This is a genomic window from Achromobacter sp. GQ309, assembly GCF_059759315.1.
This window is the reverse complement of record NZ_JCAXDP010000005.1, coordinates 533,085-549,127: the sequence shown is the minus strand read 5'-3', so window position 1 is coordinate 549,127 and position 16,043 is coordinate 533,085. Positions and strand designations below refer to the sequence as shown.

At 65.9% G+C, this 16,043-nt stretch carries 14 protein-coding genes and 1 tRNA gene; 8 read left to right on the top strand and 7 right to left on the bottom strand.

Annotated features, from left to right (window positions below; genetic code table 11):
- Positions 1 to 2: 2 nt before the first annotated feature.
- The 3 genes from AC6CIE_RS18805 to AC6CIE_RS18795 all read right to left on the bottom strand — a co-directional run bounded on the left by AC6CIE_RS18805 (position 3) and on the right by AC6CIE_RS18795 (position 4,184).
- A complete protein-coding gene (locus AC6CIE_RS18805) occupies positions 3 to 2,672 on the bottom strand; it encodes a PD-(D/E)XK nuclease family protein (protein WP_498093301.1) in 2,670 nt (889 codons plus the stop codon).
- A 124-nt stretch (positions 2,673 to 2,796) separates the two neighbouring features.
- Complete coding sequence (locus AC6CIE_RS18800; protein ID WP_175126025.1) at positions 2,797 to 2,955, bottom strand: hypothetical protein; 159 nt, start codon at positions 2,953 to 2,955, stop codon at positions 2,797 to 2,799.
- 23 nt (positions 2,956 to 2,978) lie between these two features.
- On the bottom strand, positions 2,979 to 4,184 hold the full coding sequence (locus AC6CIE_RS18795; protein WP_175138242.1) for an MFS transporter: 1,206 nt from the start codon (positions 4,182 to 4,184) through the stop codon (positions 2,979 to 2,981).
- 349 nt (positions 4,185 to 4,533) lie between these two features.
- On the opposite strand from AC6CIE_RS18795, the gene AC6CIE_RS18790 reads away from it, so the two are divergent.
- A tRNA-Arg gene (locus tag AC6CIE_RS18790) sits at positions 4,534 to 4,608 on the top strand.
- 310 nt (positions 4,609 to 4,918) lie between these two features.
- Entirely contained in the window at positions 4,919 to 6,121 is a 1,203-nt protein-coding gene (gene pbpG / locus AC6CIE_RS18785; RefSeq protein ID WP_246282928.1) for a D-alanyl-D-alanine endopeptidase, read from the top strand.
- A 60-nt stretch (positions 6,122 to 6,181) separates the two neighbouring features.
- On the opposite strand, the gene AC6CIE_RS18780 is transcribed toward pbpG, so the two are convergent.
- Positions 6,182 to 7,396, bottom strand: coding sequence for an MFS transporter (locus tag AC6CIE_RS18780; RefSeq protein WP_498093402.1), 1,215 nt, complete (start codon positions 7,394 to 7,396; stop codon positions 6,182 to 6,184).
- The gene (locus AC6CIE_RS18775; protein WP_498093299.1) at positions 7,396 to 8,604 is read right to left on the bottom strand and encodes an MFS transporter; all 1,209 of its coding nucleotides are present in this window, start codon (positions 8,602 to 8,604) and stop codon (positions 7,396 to 7,398) included. Before AC6CIE_RS18775 ends, AC6CIE_RS18780 begins: the two co-directional genes overlap by 1 nt.
- A 135-nt stretch (positions 8,605 to 8,739) precedes the next feature.
- On the opposite strand from AC6CIE_RS18775, the gene AC6CIE_RS18770 reads away from it, so the two are divergent.
- Positions 8,740 to 9,327 carry a TetR/AcrR family transcriptional regulator gene (locus AC6CIE_RS18770; RefSeq protein WP_498093297.1) on the top strand — a complete coding sequence of 196 codons (588 nt, stop codon included), beginning with the start codon at positions 8,740 to 8,742 and terminating at the stop codon, positions 9,325 to 9,327.
- A gap of 81 nt (positions 9,328 to 9,408) precedes the next feature.
- On the opposite strand, the gene AC6CIE_RS18765 is transcribed toward AC6CIE_RS18770, so the two are convergent.
- Positions 9,409 to 9,795 carry a ribbon-helix-helix domain-containing protein gene (locus AC6CIE_RS18765; RefSeq protein ID WP_175125912.1) on the bottom strand — a complete coding sequence of 129 codons (387 nt, stop codon included), beginning with the start codon at positions 9,793 to 9,795 and terminating at the stop codon, positions 9,409 to 9,411.
- Between the two features lie 199 nt (positions 9,796 to 9,994).
- Between AC6CIE_RS18765 and adhP the strand changes: the two genes are divergently transcribed.
- The 5 genes from adhP to AC6CIE_RS18740 all read left to right on the top strand — a co-directional run bounded on the left by adhP (position 9,995) and on the right by AC6CIE_RS18740 (position 15,764).
- Positions 9,995 to 11,020 carry an alcohol dehydrogenase AdhP gene (adhP, locus tag AC6CIE_RS18760; RefSeq protein WP_498093295.1) on the top strand — a complete coding sequence of 342 codons (1,026 nt, stop codon included), beginning with the start codon at positions 9,995 to 9,997 and terminating at the stop codon, positions 11,018 to 11,020.
- Positions 11,021 to 11,128: 108 nt separating this feature from the next.
- Positions 11,129 to 12,193, top strand: a complete 1,065-nt coding sequence (locus AC6CIE_RS18755) for a LacI family DNA-binding transcriptional regulator (protein WP_452001409.1) — start codon at positions 11,129 to 11,131, stop codon at positions 12,191 to 12,193.
- 149 nt (positions 12,194 to 12,342) lie between these two features.
- The gene (locus AC6CIE_RS18750) at positions 12,343 to 13,248 is read left to right on the top strand and encodes a dihydrodipicolinate synthase family protein (RefSeq protein ID WP_343737394.1); all 906 of its coding nucleotides are present in this window, start codon (positions 12,343 to 12,345) and stop codon (positions 13,246 to 13,248) included.
- 85 nt (positions 13,249 to 13,333) lie between these two features.
- On the top strand, positions 13,334 to 14,317 hold the full coding sequence (locus tag AC6CIE_RS18745; protein WP_218343171.1) for a Bug family tripartite tricarboxylate transporter substrate binding protein: 984 nt from the start codon (positions 13,334 to 13,336) through the stop codon (positions 14,315 to 14,317).
- A gap of 19 nt (positions 14,318 to 14,336) precedes the next feature.
- On the top strand, positions 14,337 to 15,764 hold the full coding sequence (locus AC6CIE_RS18740) for an FAD-binding oxidoreductase (RefSeq protein ID WP_498093293.1): 1,428 nt from the start codon (positions 14,337 to 14,339) through the stop codon (positions 15,762 to 15,764).
- Positions 15,765 to 15,813: 49 nt separating this feature from the next.
- On the opposite strand, the gene AC6CIE_RS18735 is transcribed toward AC6CIE_RS18740, so the two are convergent.
- Entirely contained in the window at positions 15,814 to 15,948 is a 135-nt protein-coding gene (locus AC6CIE_RS18735; protein WP_498093291.1) for a hypothetical protein, read from the bottom strand.
- Between the last annotated feature and the right edge of the window lie 95 nt (positions 15,949 to 16,043).

Below are 16,043 nucleotides of genomic sequence, written 5' to 3'. Positions count from 1 at the left end.
GGTCATGCGTCCTCGTCGTCCAGATGCAAGCGCAGGAACGGCAAGGCATCACAGTATTTCAGATCGTCGCGCCGGTACGCGACATTGGCCGCATAGCCGGCGACGTATTCGTCGGCCAGCGACTCGATAGCCACGCGCCAGCGTTGGCGGATTTCGGGCCAGGACAGGCCTTCGAAGAATTTGCTTTCGCTGGCCAGCGTAACGCCCGGCATGCCCAGGTCTTCGTCGGCCAAGCCTTGTGCGGCGACTTGCCGCGCGTGGATCTGCGCAAGCACCAGGCCCGCCGCTTCCCCGCCGGCGGCGTCGGCCAGCACGGACGCGTAGAACGGCAACTGCACGTTCACGGGACGGCTGCGCGACCAGTCGGGCTCGGGCTTGGCCGCGGCCACGCCGGTCTTGTAGTCGACGATGACGTTGCGGCCATCGGGCAGGCTGTCGATGCGGTCCAGCCGCAGCTTCAGGTTGAGCGCGCCACGCTGCCACTGATGGTTCTTTTCGACCTGTGCGACCGCGAACGGCATGCGCTGCGCTTCGAGGTCGAGCCACGACGCCAGTACGGCCTGGGCACGCTGGCATTCCAGCGCCCGCAGGGCCGGTGCGTATTCCTTGAGTTCTTCGTCAGCGGCCTGCGCCACGGCCTGCTCCAGCAGCGCCGGCAGGCGGCCTGCCGCAAGCTGTTCGTGCAGCGCATCCTGGTCGGGCATCATGCCCCACACGATTTCGAGCGCCTTGTGCAGGAACTGGCCGCGCACGTTCACGGTGGCGGCGTCGGCATACGGCGCGAGCTCGCGCCCGCCGAGACGGTGGCGCACGAAGGCCCACAGCGGATTGCGCGCCTGCGTGTCCAGCACATCCAGCCCGCCCCCGCCACGATTGCCGGCGGCCAGCGGCGGCCCTTGCGAATCGTCGAGCGATTCCTGCGGCAAGGCGGCCTGCGATTCGGCCATGACCGGCGCCCAATCGGTGAGGGGAAGCGCGGCGATCAGCGGCGACGGGCGCAATTCGCGTTCGCCATCCATGTGCGCGTGGCTGACGATGATGCTGGGCGCACAGCGGCAGAGCGCGGCGTACATGCCTTCCGCCCATTCGCGTTCGCGCTCGGGCGTGGCGCGTGGCGCCCTGGCCTGACGCAATACGGCCAGGGGCAGCAGCGGGTTTGGCTTCGGCGATGCCGGCAATACGTCGTCCGTCAGGCCCAAGAGCCAGACACCATCCCAGTAGCCGCCTTCGGCTTCCAGCAAACCCAATACGTCCAACCGCGCGAGCGGGTCGCGCTGCGGCTGGAACGAGGATGAACGCGCCACGCTTTCCAGCAGGTTCACCGCCGCCAAGCCGCCCAGACGGCCCGCGGCCGGCGCCAGCGCCGAAAAGCTGCCGAGCGCATCGCCAAGCGCACCCATGACCTGATAACCCACACTGTCCAGCGGCGCTTCGCCGGGGAAGCCCAGGGCCGTCAATGCGGCCTTCATGCGCAGCATCCAGACATCGCACGTAGCCTTGTTGCCGCCTTGCGTCCAGATCTCTGTGGCGTGGTTCCATGCCTGCGCCAACAACGGTATGTCCGCGAGCAGTTTGCGCCATTCCGGCAAGGCTACGTGCAGCTTGCCCTGGCGCCGCCAGCGCGCGTCAATGGCCGCAAGACGCGCGCGGTCGCGCACGTCGCCGGCGCAATGCCCTGCAAGCAGCGCGGCGCCCAGCACGTCGACGCCACATCCCTTGCCGGGCGCGCATTCGGCCAACGCCCGCAGCCACGCCAACGCCGCGCGCGCCATGGGCCATTCGTCGAGCGGGCGGCCCACCGCCACGTTGAACGCAAACGCCGGCGCGCCGTCTCGCCCGGCCAGCGCCTGGCTGAGCACGCGGCGTGCAAATGGGGATTCGGCTTCAAGTTGCGGCGAGACGATGGCATAACGGCCGGCGGGGTTGGCCTTCAATTGGCTGGCCGCCCAGGCCGCGGCGGCGCGCCATTCAGCGCCTTGGTCTGCGGCTTCGAAGCGATGCGCCACCGCTTGCACGCGCTGCGTGTCGCGCCATTGCGCAACATCCGTGCCCTGCGCCTCGAACGCGAGCAGCAGGCGCTGAAAGCGCGGTGAGATGTCCGTGAATCCGGCAAGCACCAGTTGCCGCGGCGTGGCGAGGCGGCCGGCTTCAAGCGCGCGCAGCACGCGCGCATAGCCCTGGTTCGCGTCTTCGGCGTCAATGCCGGCGAGGGTCTGGCGGTAGCGTTCGCGCCATCGCGCAAAGCCGCGGTATTCGTCGGTATCCGCGCCGGAAGGCACCTGCAACGCCCATTCGTCCATGAGCAGGTCGGCATCCATCGACAGCCGGGCAGCCTGGCTGGCGTCCAGCAGGACGCGTTCGGCTTCTTCGATGCGGATGGCTTCGGTCCAGACGAGCTGTGTGGCGAAACTGTCGAGCCGGTAGGCAGGCACGTCTTCGTCGGATTCGAACGCGAGCTCGTTGGCGGATTCCGCAAGCCAGGCGGACAGCGGCAGGATGCGAGGCAATTCGCTGACCTGACGTTCCTGGCGCAGCAATCCGGCGAGCTCGAGCGTAAGGCGGCGCGACAGGCGATTGTTCACCGTCAGCACAAGCGTGTCCGCCGCAGGCAGACCAGCGATGTCTGGCAACGAGAGATCGGAGTAGGTGGGCGCTGCGTCCTGCATGGTCATCCAAGGGCGCGCGCGGCAGGCGCCACGCGAAGAAAAAGAGATGAAAAAGGCGGAGAAAAATCTCCGCCGTAGGATACCGCGAGCCGGCCGGCAAAATGCGCCGGTTGCGGTAAGCCGAGCCCTGTCAAAACCCGCAGAGTGCGGCCAGGTTTTCCCAGTGAATCTGCATCTCTGGCGTGGTGTACCCCCAGAATGCAAGCCCCAACACGGCAACCAACGCCAGCACGCCCACGGCGCGCCAGCCTTTGCGGCGCGGGGCTTCGGGGTTCGGGCTGGCGTTCATGGCGCGGTTCCGGGAGGTCGTGATCACGCCGTTGCGGGCTGAGCCGGCGTCACCGGCTGTTCACGCACGGGCAGGCACAGCAGCGCGGCGATGACCGCCAGTGCAACGCCCAGCCACCAGACCAGGTCATAGCTGCCGGTCTTGGCGTAGGCGTAGCCGCCCAGCCACACGCCGATGAAGCTGCCCAACTGATGGCCGAGGAACACGATGCCCGAGAGCGTGGCCGCATAGCGCAGGCCATAGATCTGACCGATGAGCCCCTGCGTCAACGGCACGGTGCCCAGCCAGAACAAACCCATCCATGCGGCAAATACGTACAACACCCATGGCGTCAGCGGCACCGAAAGCAGCAACAGGATGCCGAAGGCCCGCATGAAGTACACCACCGCCAGCAGCCGCTTCTTGCTGTACTTGCCGCCGAGTTTGCCGGCGTAGAACGACCCCAGGACGTTGAAGAGGCCGATGAGCGCGATTGCGGTGGCGCCCTGCCCGGCCGTCAGCCCGCCGTCGGTCACATAGGCAGGCAAATGCAAGGTGATGAACGCGGTATGGAAGCCACAGACGAAGTAGCTCCAGAACAGGAAGTGGAACGACGGATGCCGCACGGCCTGCTTGATGGCGGTGGCCAGCGATTGCTGGGGACCCGTGTGCGCTTGCGGCCGGCCACGCAGGAAATACGCAAGCGGTGCGGCGCATGCCACGAAGAGCGACAGCACCCACAGCGCGCCGGTCCAGTCCAGACCGCTGATGAGCAGTTGCCCGGTAGGCACCACGGCAAACTGCCCCAGCGAGCCGCCCGCGCTGGCAATGCCCATCGCCGTGCTGCGATAGGCGGGCGGCACGGAGCGCGCGACAACGGGCAGGATGACGGGGAAGGTGGTGCCCGCCTGGCCCAGCCCGACCAGCACGCCGGCCGTCAGATAGAGCGTGGCCTCGTCGGTGGCAAAGCGCGTGCCGATGAGACCAAGCATGTACAGCAGCGCGCCCAGGGCAATCGTGCGGCCGGAACCGTAGCGGTCGGCCAGCATGCCCATGAAGATACAGGCCACGCCCCACACCAGGTTCTGCAGGGCGAAGGCCATGGAGAACACTTCGCGGCTCCAGCCGTGCGCCAGGCCCATCGGTTGCATGAAAAGGCCGAAGGTGGCGCGCACCCCCATGGCAAGCAGCACGACCAGGGTGCCCAAGGCAATGGTGCGTGCGGAAATCGTATCGGTTTGGCTAGACATGAAACCCGTGTCTGGTTGTTTTTGGGTTTGCGCCCCCTCCTCGGGGCGGCCCCGCGCGGCGGCGGGACTCAAACATCATATACAAGTCGGCAGGCGGGTCCGTGAATACCCGCGTTGGCACGACAAGCTTCGCGGACGAGGCGTTTGCGAGGCGCCATCCAAAGCCCAATGATTTGGGCGTTGCCCCGCCTGCTGATAGACTTGCGTCCTGCTTCGAGGCCCGCGTCCGCAGTGCTAAACTTCGGCTCGCAAGTTCCGCAGCAATTTCAAGGCCTTAGTGCAGTAGCGCGCCCATGCTGGCGCCCGTTTGCCGCCCTCAGTGCTGCAAGCGTCTCGCGCACCCGCCCCGCTCGCCGTAGTTAAATGGATATAACCGGCCCCTCCTAAGGGTCAATTGGTGGTTCGATTCCACCCGGCGAGGCCACTCAAGCCTCGGCCTTGCGCGCCGTTCCTCCTCAAAAAAGTCCACCCATTCAGCCAGATGAGGGTTAATCCGGGCTACGCTCTTGCGCGCTGCGCGGTTAGCTTTGCGACTTCTGACATGTGACCAATTGCTGCTGCGTCAATATGTCACTGATATTTTTTTCGGTAAACGTCGCAAATCGCCTTGCGTGGCACTTGAAATTGCTGTTTAAATTCGACGCGTAAGCCCATAATTCATCTGGACTTTTCCTGATCCGACGAAACGCCGGCTTAAGAAATATTTGTTCACAGACCGACAAGCCTGCTCAACCATGGCCTTTTCCTGGAAACGTGCAATTGCGAAAGCCCTAGCGCCTGCCGCGCTGGCGGTGTGCGCGCTCCTGCCCCCTGCGGCACAAGCAGCCAAAAATTCCGATCCTTGCAAGACAAACGCCAAATCGGCGGCCTGCAAGGCGCAACAAGCAAAGAAGGCCCCCGCGCCCAAGGCGGGCTCGGGCAAGAGCGCCGCTGCCAAGCAGGCAGCGCCGTCCGCCAAGAAGTCGCCTCCCAAATCCTCTTCGGCCAAGAAGGCCCCGCCCAAGAGCGGCAAGCAGGTTGCCGCGAAAGGCACGCCGTCCAAGAAGGCGGGCGCGTCGGGTAAGAGCGGCAAGGGTGGCAAGGCGGACAAGGCCGCTCGCGGCCGGCGCGTTGCCGCAGCCGGCGCTGCCAGCGCCGCGATGCCGCCGCCCGCCGCCTCGGCCCGCGCCGAAGCGGCCGCGCTGCGCTCCAGCACCGCCTATGTGCAAGACCTGGAAACTTCCACGGTCATCTTCGCCAAGAACGAAAACGTCGTGCGCCCCATTGCTTCGATCTCGAAGCTGATGACCGCCGTCGTCGTGGTGGACGCCAACCTGCCGATGGACGAGATGCTGGAGATCACCGACGAGGACGTCGACGAGCTCAAGCACACCACGTCGCGGCTGCGCGTGGGCACCAAGCTGTCGCGCGGCGACATGCTGCACCTGGCGCTGATGTCTTCCGAAAACCGCGCCGCCAACGCGCTGGGCCGCCACTACCCGGGCGGCCTGCGGGCCTTCGTGGCCGCCATGAATGCCAAGGCGCAATCGCTGGGCATGACCAGCACGCGGTTCATCGAACCCACCGGCCTGTCCAGCAACAACGTGTCGTCGCCGCATGATCTGGCGCGCCTGTTGCGCGCGGCGTCGCAGCGTCCGCTGATCCACCGCTACTCCACCGACACGGAGTACGAGGTCGAGATCAACAACCGCACGCAGACCTTCCGCAACACCAACCTGCTGGTGCGCAAGCCCGACTGGGACATCAAGGTGTCCAAGACCGGCTACATCAACGAAGCGGGCGAATGCCTGGTGATGCTGGCGCGCATCAACGGCCGCGACCTGGCGATCGTGCTGCTGGATTCGCAGGGCAAACTCTCGCGTATTGGCGATGCCGTGCGCATCCGCCGCATCGTGCAGAGCGAAGTGGCGATGGCGTCGATCGGCGCCGGCGGCTGATGGCCGGCTGACCGCTGCGTGTAGCAAAAATGAAGGGCCCGATTGCATCGGGCCCTTTCCTTATTTGGCGCGCACTTGCGCACTGCACTTCGCGGGCTTTCCATCAGAGCCGGCTTTCGCGCCCTGCTTCCCCAGGCTGGCATACAGCGTCAGCACCAGCAGCGCCGCGGCAGCCAACCCTCCCGCCGCAAACAGATTGCCGGTCAAGCCGAAGCCATCGACGATCTGGCCGCCTGCCCATGACCCGAGTGAAATGCCGATATTGAACACGGCTACATACAGCGCGGTGGCGACTTCCACATGCGCCGGCGCGGCCTTCATCATCCAGGTCATGAGGCCGACAGACACGCCGCCATAGGCCAGGCCCCATGCCACGAGCGCCACACCACCGCCGATAGGAAAACCGCCCACGGCCAGGAACAGGGCCGGTGTCAGCAGCAATCCCAGCGCAATTGCCGTCAAGGTCGGCACGGTGCGCTGCGCCGCGGCGATGCCAGCGAGGAAGTTGCCGACGATGCCCGCGAGTCCATAGGCAAACAGCAACGCGCCGATCCATTGCGCGTCGAACCCCGACACCGACAGCAACAGCGGACGCACGAAGGTGAAGGCCGTGAAGTGCCCGGTCACCAGCAACAACGTCAGCAGCAGCCCCGCCCGCAAGCCGCGATTGCCCAGTTGCGCGCCGAACTGGCGCGCGGAGGCCGAACTGGCCACGGGCAACGCCGGCATGACAGCAAGATGAAGCGCCAGCACCAGCGCGCTGAAGACGGCCATGCTTGCGAAGGCCCAGCGCCACCCGGCGAGTTCTCCAATCAGCGAGCCGAGCGGCACGCCCATCACGGATGCGGCGGCGACGCCGCCAAAGATGATGGATGTCGCCAAGCCAACAGCGCCGTGCGGCACAAGCCGCGCAGCCAGGCCGCCGGCGATGGCCCATATGCCTCCCATGCAGAATCCAACGAGGATGCGCGCCGCGAGTAGCCAACCCAGGCCGGGCGCGAATGCCGAACCCACGTTGGCGATCACCAGCAGTCCCAGCAGGCCGCTCAGGATCTTGCGCCGATCCATGCCGCCCGATGCGATCACCACCAACGGCGCGAACAGCGCAGCCAGCAACGCGGGCAGCGAGATCGTCAGGCCGGCGGATCCCGTGGAGACGCGCATCGTGTCGGCAATGGGCGTCAGCAGACCTACCGGCAGCATTTCAGTGGTCACGACGGAGAAAGTGGCAAGACTGGCCGCCCCGACAGCCAGCCATAATGACCGGGCCGCCATCACGCGGCCCGCCATGCCGGCGAGCCATGGGCGCTCAGGCGCCGATGCGCCAACATCGCCACCAACAGCACTACCCCGCCTGCACCGACCGCGACGGCGAAGCCCGCCCGTGCCCCACCGCCATCCACCACGTGGCCGGAAAACGCAGCGCCCAGCGCAACGCCGACATTCAATCCTGCCAGCAGCCAAGTCATGCCTTCGGTCAGGCGTTGCTCGGGCACCAGGCGCTCGACCAGCGACATGGCGACGATCATGGTCGGCGCGAAGAACACTCCAGCAACCAGCACGGCGCCAGCCAGCGCGGCGATGCTGCCGACGAGCAGGAATGGCAAGGTGGTGGCTGCGATTGCCAGACCGCACAGCAGCAAGAGGCGATGCTGTGGCGTCTTTACCTTGAGCGCGCCGTACAACAGTCCGGCCGCGCAGGAACCCACGGCATAGGCCGACAGCACCAGACTGGCCGCGGCCGGCTGGCCCATCTGTTCGGCGAAGGCCACGCTCACGATGTCCACCGTGCCCACGATGATGCCCATCGCCACCATCAGCAGCGCCAGCACACAAACGTGCGCCGATCGGATCACCGATCCGGCGTCCGTGGTGGCGGCGTCTTGCGCCTGGACGGGCGGTTCGGTGTCCCGCTGCACGACCAGCGCGAACACACCAACCATCAGCAGCAATGCCGCGGCCAGCGGACCGGCCTGGGGAAACACCGCGACCGACAGTCCGACCGACAATGGCGGACCGGCGATGAACGTGACTTCGTCGAGCACCGTTTCCAGGGAATAAGCCGTCTGCAAACGCGGCTGGCCCCGGTACAGCACGGCCCAGCGCGCCCGCACCATTGCGGACATGCTTGGCATGAATCCCGCCAGCAAGGCGCCGGCAAACAGCGTCCAGTTGGCCGCCTGCCACCACGAACCGCCAAGCAGGATCAAGAATCCGATGACGCTAACGGCCGTGGCGACGGGTAGCACCCGCATTTGCCCATGCCGGTCCACCAGGCGGGAAATCTGCGGCGACAGCAGCGCATAGGTCAGCACAAAGGTGGCGGATACAGCTCCCGCCAAGGCATAGCCGCCACGCAGTTGCGACAGCATGGTGATGATGCCGATGCCGGTCATCGGCAGCGGGATCCGCGCCACGAGGCCCGCCAAGGCAAAGCCCCGCGTGCCGCGGGCGGCGAAAAGGTCGCCATAAGGGTTGGTCATTCATCTCTCCAGCAGGTATCGGCTTGCCGCTGCACGGCCGGCCAGCGACAATACAAACAGTCCGTATGAATAAGATCGTATATTCATACGGACTGTTTGTAAATAATCATACGCGTCGTATGTAAGGAGAGAGAAATGGTTCGCCGCACGCGCGCCGAGATGGAAGAAACCCGCGCCACGCTGCTCGCAACGGCCAGACAGTGCTTTGCGGCGCACGGCTATGCCGCCACTTCGATGGACGACCTCACTGCGCAGGCGGGACTGACCCGTGGCGCGCTATACCACCACTTCGGCGACAAGAAGGGATTGCTGTCGGCGGTCGTGGCGCAGATCGACGCCGAGATGGATGCGCGCCTTCAGACGATCTCGGACCGCTCCGACGACGCATGGGAAGGCTTTCGCAAACGCTGCCATGCCTACCTGGAAATGGCGCTGGAGCCCGAGATCCAGCGCATCGTGCTGCGCGACGCCACGGCGGTGCTGGGTGGCGCATCCCCGGAATCCCAACGCCATTGCGTGGCGTCTATGCAGCGCCTGATCGACAACCTCATCCAGCAGGGGATTGTGGCCGACGCGGATGCGCAGGCGCTCGCTTCGCTGGTTTACGGCAGTCTGGCCGAAGCCGCGTTCTGGATTGCCGACGGCGAAGATGGCAGTGCGCGGCTGGCGCGGGGCAGCGCGGCATTGGAGCTATTGCTGCGCGGACTGTTGGCGACACGGTAGGCACCACGAACGCGGGACCTGTTGCGGCCGCGGGCGAGCATGGCGCGACGCCTGCTCGCCAAGTCAGCGCGCGCTATGTCGTCATGCCGCGCGGCGCTTCGCGGGAACGGGTTGGGCATCGCACAGCGACGGCGGCAGCCCTTCCAGGACGGCTTGGGCATTGAGCGATTGAATCGGCACGCGGGCATCCCGGGGGATGCGGCCTTCGGCCTGCAGCAACTGATACCGCAGGCAGCATACGCGCAGGAACGAGGTGAAGTTGGCGGCCTCGCCGCGGTACTCGACCAGTTCGTCGTACAGGCGTTCGATCAGTTGCGTGACCCGCATGCCGTCGCGGCCGGCGATTTCTTCCAGCACCTGCCAAAACAGGTGCTCGAGCCGAAGGCTGGTCGCCACGCCGTGCAGGCGCAACGATCGGGTTTCGCAGGCGTAGGAGTGCTCGGTGGCGCGGATGAAGATTTCACACATGGACGGCTCCTGGGCATCGGCGACACGCTGCCGGGAACGGCGCGCCTGCGAACGACTGTACGACGATTGCCGCGCCGGCCGCAATACGGCCCCCGACTCGGTGACGAGTTGTACCTTCCCGCGCTGATTGATGTACATCATGGTTTTAGCCGCGCAAGCGGCCGAGCATAGTGAAACTGATCAGACTTCGGAGGTAGTGATGAACAAGACCATGAAGGCAGCAGTCGCACGCGCGTTTGGCCAACCGCTGGTAGTCGAGGAAGTCGCCGTGCCGCGCCCGGGTCCGGGCGAACTCCTGGTAAAGATCGAAGCCTGCGGTGTCTGTCACACGGACCTGCACGCCGTCGAAGGCGACTGGCCCGTCAAACCCAATCCCCCTTTCATTCCCGGCCACGAGGGCGTCGGCTACGTCGTCGCCGCGGGCGCCGGTGTCACGCACGTCAAGGAAGGCGACCGCGTCGGGATCCCGTGGCTGTATTCCGCCTGCGGCCATTGCGAGCACTGCCTGGGCGGCTGGGAAACCCTGTGCGAATCGCAGCAGAACACGGGCTACTCCGTCAACGGCGGTTTCGCCGAGTACGCGCTGGCGGCAGCCGATTACGTGGGCCTGCTGCCCAAGAGCGTCGGCTTCGTCGATGTGGCCCCGGTGCTGTGTGCCGGCGTCACCGTGTACAAGGGCCTGAAAATGACGGACACCCGGCCTGGCAACTGGGTGGTCATTTCGGGGATTGGCGGCTTGGGCCACATGGCGGTGCAGTACGCCAAGGCAATGGGCCTGAACGTGGCCGCGGTGGACATCGACGACGCCAAGTTGGACTTCGCGCGCCGGCTGGGAGCGGAAGTCACCGTCAATGCGCTGACCACGGATCCGGCTGCTTACCTGAAGCGGGAGATCGGCGGTGCGCATGGCGCGCTGATCACCGCGGTGTCGCCCAAGGCCTTTGAGCAGGCGCTGGGCATGGTGCGCCGGGGTGGCACGATTTCGCTGAACGGGTTGCCGCCGGGGGATTTCCCGCTGTCGATCTTCGACATGGTGCTTAACGGCGTCACCGTGCGGGGCTCCATCGTGGGATCGCGGCTGGATCTGCAGGAGTCGCTGCAGTTTGCCGAAGAGGGCAAGGTCCACGCCACCGTCGCCACCGAACGCCTGGACAACATCAACAGCGTGTTCGACCGCATGAAGCAGGGCCAGATCGAAGGCCGCATCGTGCTCGACTTCGCCTGATACCTGCGCGCGCCCCAAAAGTGTCCGCTGCGGCATGTGTCGCAGCGGGCGCTTTTTCGTGGCGGCGGCTCGGTACAATCCGGCCTACCCTGATCCCAGAGAGGCCGCATGTCCCCTCCTCCCACTGAGCGTCGCAGCAAGCCTGCCACCAGCCGCGCGCCTCGGCGCGGGTCTGGCCGGGTGACCATTGCGGACGTCGCGCGCGTGGCGGGCATGTCGATGCACACGGTGTCGCGGGTGCTGAACGCCCCCGAGAACGTACCTGAACGCACCGTCAAGCTCATCCACGACGCCATCGCCCAGACCGGGTACGTGCAGGACCTGGTTGCCGGCGGCCTGGCCAGCGGCCGCAGCCGTCTGGTGGCGGTGACGGTGCCCACGCTGGGCAGCCCTGTGTTTCTGGAGGCGCTGCAGACGCTCAGCCTGCACCTCAGCCGCCACGGCTATCAGATGATGCTGACCGAAAGCGGATACGACCCCGAACTGGAAGTGTCCGCCCTGCAAGCGATCCTGGGCCGGCGGCCCGACGGCGTGGTCATGATGCGCACGGTGCTGACCCCGACCGGCAGGACGCAGTTGCGCGCGGCGCGCATTCCCGTCGTGGAAGCCTGGGATTGGAATGACGATCCGGTCGACATGCTGATCGGCTTTTCGCACGAGGCGGCGGGCGCATGCGTGGCGCAGTTTCTATCTGAAACCGGAAGGCGGCGGCCCGTGGCCGTCATCGGGAATGATCCGCGTGCGGGACGCCGGTTGCAGGGCTTCACGGCGGCGGCGCGCGAGTTGCGTTTGATCGACGCGGACGCAGACACGCCGCATGTGCTGATCCCCGCCCCCGCCACGATGGGCGCGGGCCGCAGCGGGCTGGCCGAACTGCTGGCGCGCGAGCCCGATGCCGATGCCGTGGTGTGCAGCACCGACATGATTGCCATGGGCGTATTGCTGGAAGCCGCAGCGCTGGGCAGGCAGGTGCCGGGTGACCTGGCCGTCGTGGGATTCGGCGATCAGGCTTATGCGGCGGCCACCACCCCGCCGCTGACGACCGTGCGCATCGACGGCTCGCTGATCGGCGAGCAGGCCGCGCGCGCCATCATCGACCGCCTGGATGGTCACGCCAATGCGGGGTTGCGGGTCGATGTGGGATTCACGTTGATGCGGCGTCAGAGCGCCTGACGCTTTCCCTGTCCTGCCCACGCTGAACCGCGCCTCGTTCTGAGCGGAAACATCGCATTTCCTGGGGAATCTCCCTATCAAAAATATTAGCGCTAATAAAATATTAGCGCTAATATTTTCCGATATTTATACCAAGATCAGGAGACAACATGCTTGACCAAGCCCGTGGCGTTTACATCGTTGCGCAGACGCCCTTTCAGGAGAACGGCGCCATCGACCTGGAGAGCGTCGACTCGCTGACCGACTTCTATTTTTCACACGGCGCCAATGGCCTGACCGTGCTGGGCGTTGCCGGCGAGTCCAACAAGCTCACGCCGGCGGAATCGCTGGCGGTGGCGTCGAGATTCATCGCGCGCGCCAGGAACAAGCCGGTCGTGGTGGGCGTCAGCAACAGCAGCGTGGCCCAGATGGCCGAGCTGACCGGTCAGGTGATGGACGCGGGCGCCGCGGGCGTCATGATCGCGCCACCAGGCGGGTTGCGCACCGAGCAGGAAGTGTTGTCCTACTTCGAGGCCGTGTTCGACCGTATCGGCAATGTGCCGACGGTGCTGCAGGACTTTCCGTTTTCGACAGGCACCTGGATGTCGGTGCCGGTGATTGGCCAGTTGATCGAGCGTCACCCGCAAATCCAGGCGGTCAAGGAAGAGGACCTGCCCAGCATCACCAAGATCACCAAGCTGCGCGCCCTGCCCGGCCGCCGCGTCGCCATCCTGACCGGCAACAACGCGATGTTCCTGCCGCTGGAAATGGGCCGCGGCATTGATGGGCCGATGGCCGGGTTCTCGCATCCCGAGATGCTGTCACAGGTCTATGCGCTGCATACGGCGGGCCGTGTCGACGAAGCCCACGCGGTGTTCGACCGCTACCTGCCGTTGCTGAGCTACGAGAACCAGAGCCAGTGGGGCGTCGCCGTCCGCAAGGAGATCATGAAGCGCCGCGGCGCGATCAAGCATGCGGGCATGCGCCGGCCGGGTCCGAAGCTGGACGCGACCGACCATGCCGAGATCGATCTGCTGCTTGAACGCCTGAAGCGCACGCTCGCCGAAGCGGGTTGACCGAATTTCCCGAGCGCCGTGTTCCCGCGGCGTTTCGGGATGCACTGCAGTACCGAACATCAAAAACCATAAGCAAGGAGACAACATGTTCAAGAGCACCAAGCAGAGCATTGCCTACGCGTGCGCGGGTCTGGTCGCACTGGCGGCGTCGGCGGGCGCGAGCGCGGCGGATAACTGGCCGACCAAACCCATCCGCATGGTCATCCCGTTTTCGGCGGGCGGAAACACCGACGTGGTGGCCCGGCTGATTGCGCCGCACATCGAGAAAGCGGTGGGTCAACCCGTCGTGGTGGAAAACCGTCCGGGCGCGGCGGGCAACATTGCCGCGGACTTCGTGGCGCGCGCCGATGCCGACGGCTACACGCTGTTGATGGGCACGGTGGGCACGCAGGCCATCAACTACGCCATCTACAAGGACATCCGGTTCAAGCCGGCGGATTTTGCGCCGATCACGCTGGTGGCGTCCGTGCCGAACGTGCTGGCCGTGACGGCCAGCCTGCCCGTGAAGTCGGTGCAGGAACTGATCGAGTATGGCAAGAAGAATCCGGGCAAGCTGAGCTTTGCGTCCAGCGGCGCGGGCAGCTCGATCCATCTGTCGGGCGAAATGTTCAAGAGCCGCACGGGTGTCGACATGGTGCACGTGCCGTACAAGGGCAGCGCCGCGGCCGTGACGGATCTGGTCGGCGGACAGGTGCACCTGATGTTCGACAACCTGCCGACCTCGCTGCCTTTCATCAAGAACGGCACGCTGCGCGCGTTGGCCGTGACCAGCGCGGAACGCAGCACCAATCTGCCCGACGTGCCCACCATGGCCGAGGCCGGCGTGCCCGATTTCGAGGCGGGTTCGTGGTTTGGCGTGCTGGCCCCCGCAGGCACGCCGGCGCCCATCGTGAACCGCATCGATCAGGCCATCGAGAAGGCCATGGCCGACCCCGATATGCAGAAGCGCGTGATCGAGCTGGGCGCGGTGCCTACCGTCAAGGGTCCGGCGGAATTCAACGCCTTCATCGGCACCGAGATCGAGAAATGGAAAGCCGTGGTGCAAGCCGCCGGCGCTTCCGCCAACTGACGCGACAAACGAGCCGGCCATGCCTGACGAAGACATCAAAGCCTCTTTACGCGCCGCTTTTCAGGGGCGCGTGCTGGACGACGCCGACGCCCTGGCGCCGCACCTGACCGACTACCGCAAGCGGTGGACGGGCCGCACCTTGGCGCTGGCGCAGCCCGACAGCACCGAGGACGTGGCCAAGCTGGTGAATTGGTGCCGGGAGCGCCGCGTCGCCATCTATCCGCAAGGGGGCAACACAGGCCTGGTCGGCGGCAGCGTGCCGGACGGCGGCGGTCACAGCATCGTGTTGTCGCTGGCCCGCATGAGCGCCATCCTGGACGTGGACCGCTACAACAACACGTTGACCGCGCAATCGGGCGCCGTGCTGGCCAACGTGCAGGAGGCTGCTGCGCAGGCGGACCGGCTGTTTCCGTTGAGCCTGGGCGCGGAAGGAAGCTGCACGCTGGGCGGCAACCTGGCCACCAACGCCGGCGGGATTCAGGTGCTGCGCTATGGCAATGCGCGGGACCTGTGCCTGGGCCTGGAAGTGGTGACGCCCGACGGGCAGATCTGGAACGGACTGCGCGGGCTTCGCAAGGACAACACCGGGTACGACCTGAAGCAGCTTTTCATCGGCGCGGAGGGCACACTGGGCATCATCACAGCCGCCACCGTCAAGCTGTATCCGCGCCCCGCCGCGCAGATGACGGCCTTTGCCGCCGTGCCGGACCCGCAGAGCGCGGTGCAACTGCTGTCGCTGGCGCAGTCGTATCTGTCGGCCAGCCTGACGGCCTTTGAACTGATCAGCGGTCCGGCCGTAGAGCTGGTGCTGCAACACACGCCCGGCGCGCGCAGCCCCGTGCCCGCCAAGGCGCCGTATTATGTGTTGCTGGAATCCAGCGACGCCGAAAGCGCAGCCCATGCCACGGAGCGGTTCGAAGCGCTGATGGAAGCGGCCTTCGAGGCGGGCATCGTCACGGATGCGGCCATTGCGTCGACCCTGGCGCAGTCGGCCTCGTTCTGGCAGATCCGGCATCACCTGCCCGAAGCGCAATCCATCGACGGCGAGAACATCAAGCACGACATTTCGCTGCCGATCTCGCGCATCGGAGAATTCATCGACGCCGCGCAGACGGCGGTGCATGGCGTGTTGCCCAATGCCCGCATCTTCGTGTTCGGCCATGTGGGCGACGGCAACCTGCACTACAACGTGTCGACGCCGCCCGGCGCGGATGCGTCGGCTTACCAGGCCATGCGCAATTCGGAGAAGGCGGTTTCGGGCGCGGTGTACGACGTGGTGGCGCGCATGAACGGGTCGATCTCCGCCGAGCATGGGGTGGGACAGCTGCGGGTGGGTTCGATCGGCCGGTACAAGCCGGCCAACGAGATGGCGATGATGACAAGCATCAAGCGCCTGTTCGATCCGCTGGGGTTGTTCAACCCGGGGCGGGTGATCGCCGCGGACTGACGTCGACGGTCACCGAAGCGCGCCCCTGTGGCGTCGCCTTCGCCTTGGCCTAGATCGATGCCGGGTCCACTTTATTCACGTCGATGGCATAACGGCTGATGACCTCACCGATCTTCTGGCGCGGGACGACGCCCTCGTCAGCCAGCGCCTTGACCGCTGCCAGCACGATGAAATGACGATCCACCTCGAAGAAGGTGCGCAGTGATTCGCGGGTGTCCGAGCGGCCGAACCCGTCCGTGCCAACGGTAACGAACCGGCGGTCAGTGACGAAGGGACGGA

Bases quoted from the DNA above. Each gene is read 5' to 3' on its own strand.
- pbpG (WP_246282928.1), top strand. From the start codon at position 4,919: ATGGCCTTTTCCTGGAAACGTGCAATTGCGAAAGCCCTAGCGCCTGCC.
- AC6CIE_RS18740 (WP_498093293.1), top strand. From the start codon at position 14,337: ATGCCTGACGAAGACATCAAAGCCTCTTTACGCGCCGCTTTTCAGGGG.
- AC6CIE_RS18755 (WP_452001409.1), top strand. From the start codon at position 11,129: ATGTCCCCTCCTCCCACTGAGCGTCGCAGCAAGCCTGCCACCAGCCGC.
- AC6CIE_RS18805 (WP_498093301.1), bottom strand. From the start codon at position 2,672: ATGACCATGCAGGACGCAGCGCCCACCTACTCCGATCTCTCGTTGCCA.
- AC6CIE_RS18750 (WP_343737394.1), top strand. From the start codon at position 12,343: ATGCTTGACCAAGCCCGTGGCGTTTACATCGTTGCGCAGACGCCCTTT.
- AC6CIE_RS18775 (WP_498093299.1), bottom strand. From the start codon at position 8,604: ATGACCAACCCTTATGGCGACCTTTTCGCCGCCCGCGGCACGCGGGGC.
- AC6CIE_RS18795 (WP_175138242.1), bottom strand. From the start codon at position 4,184: ATGTCTAGCCAAACCGATACGATTTCCGCACGCACCATTGCCTTGGGC.
- AC6CIE_RS18765 (WP_175125912.1), bottom strand. From the start codon at position 9,795: ATGTGTGAAATCTTCATCCGCGCCACCGAGCACTCCTACGCCTGCGAA.
- AC6CIE_RS18800 (WP_175126025.1), bottom strand. From the start codon at position 2,955: ATGAACGCCAGCCCGAACCCCGAAGCCCCGCGCCGCAAAGGCTGGCGC.
- AC6CIE_RS18780 (WP_498093402.1), bottom strand. From the start codon at position 7,396: ATGGCGGCCCGGTCATTATGGCTGGCTGTCGGGGCGGCCAGTCTTGCC.
- AC6CIE_RS18770 (WP_498093297.1), top strand. From the start codon at position 8,740: ATGGTTCGCCGCACGCGCGCCGAGATGGAAGAAACCCGCGCCACGCTG.
- AC6CIE_RS18745 (WP_218343171.1), top strand. From the start codon at position 13,334: ATGTTCAAGAGCACCAAGCAGAGCATTGCCTACGCGTGCGCGGGTCTG.
- adhP (WP_498093295.1), top strand. From the start codon at position 9,995: ATGAACAAGACCATGAAGGCAGCAGTCGCACGCGCGTTTGGCCAACCG.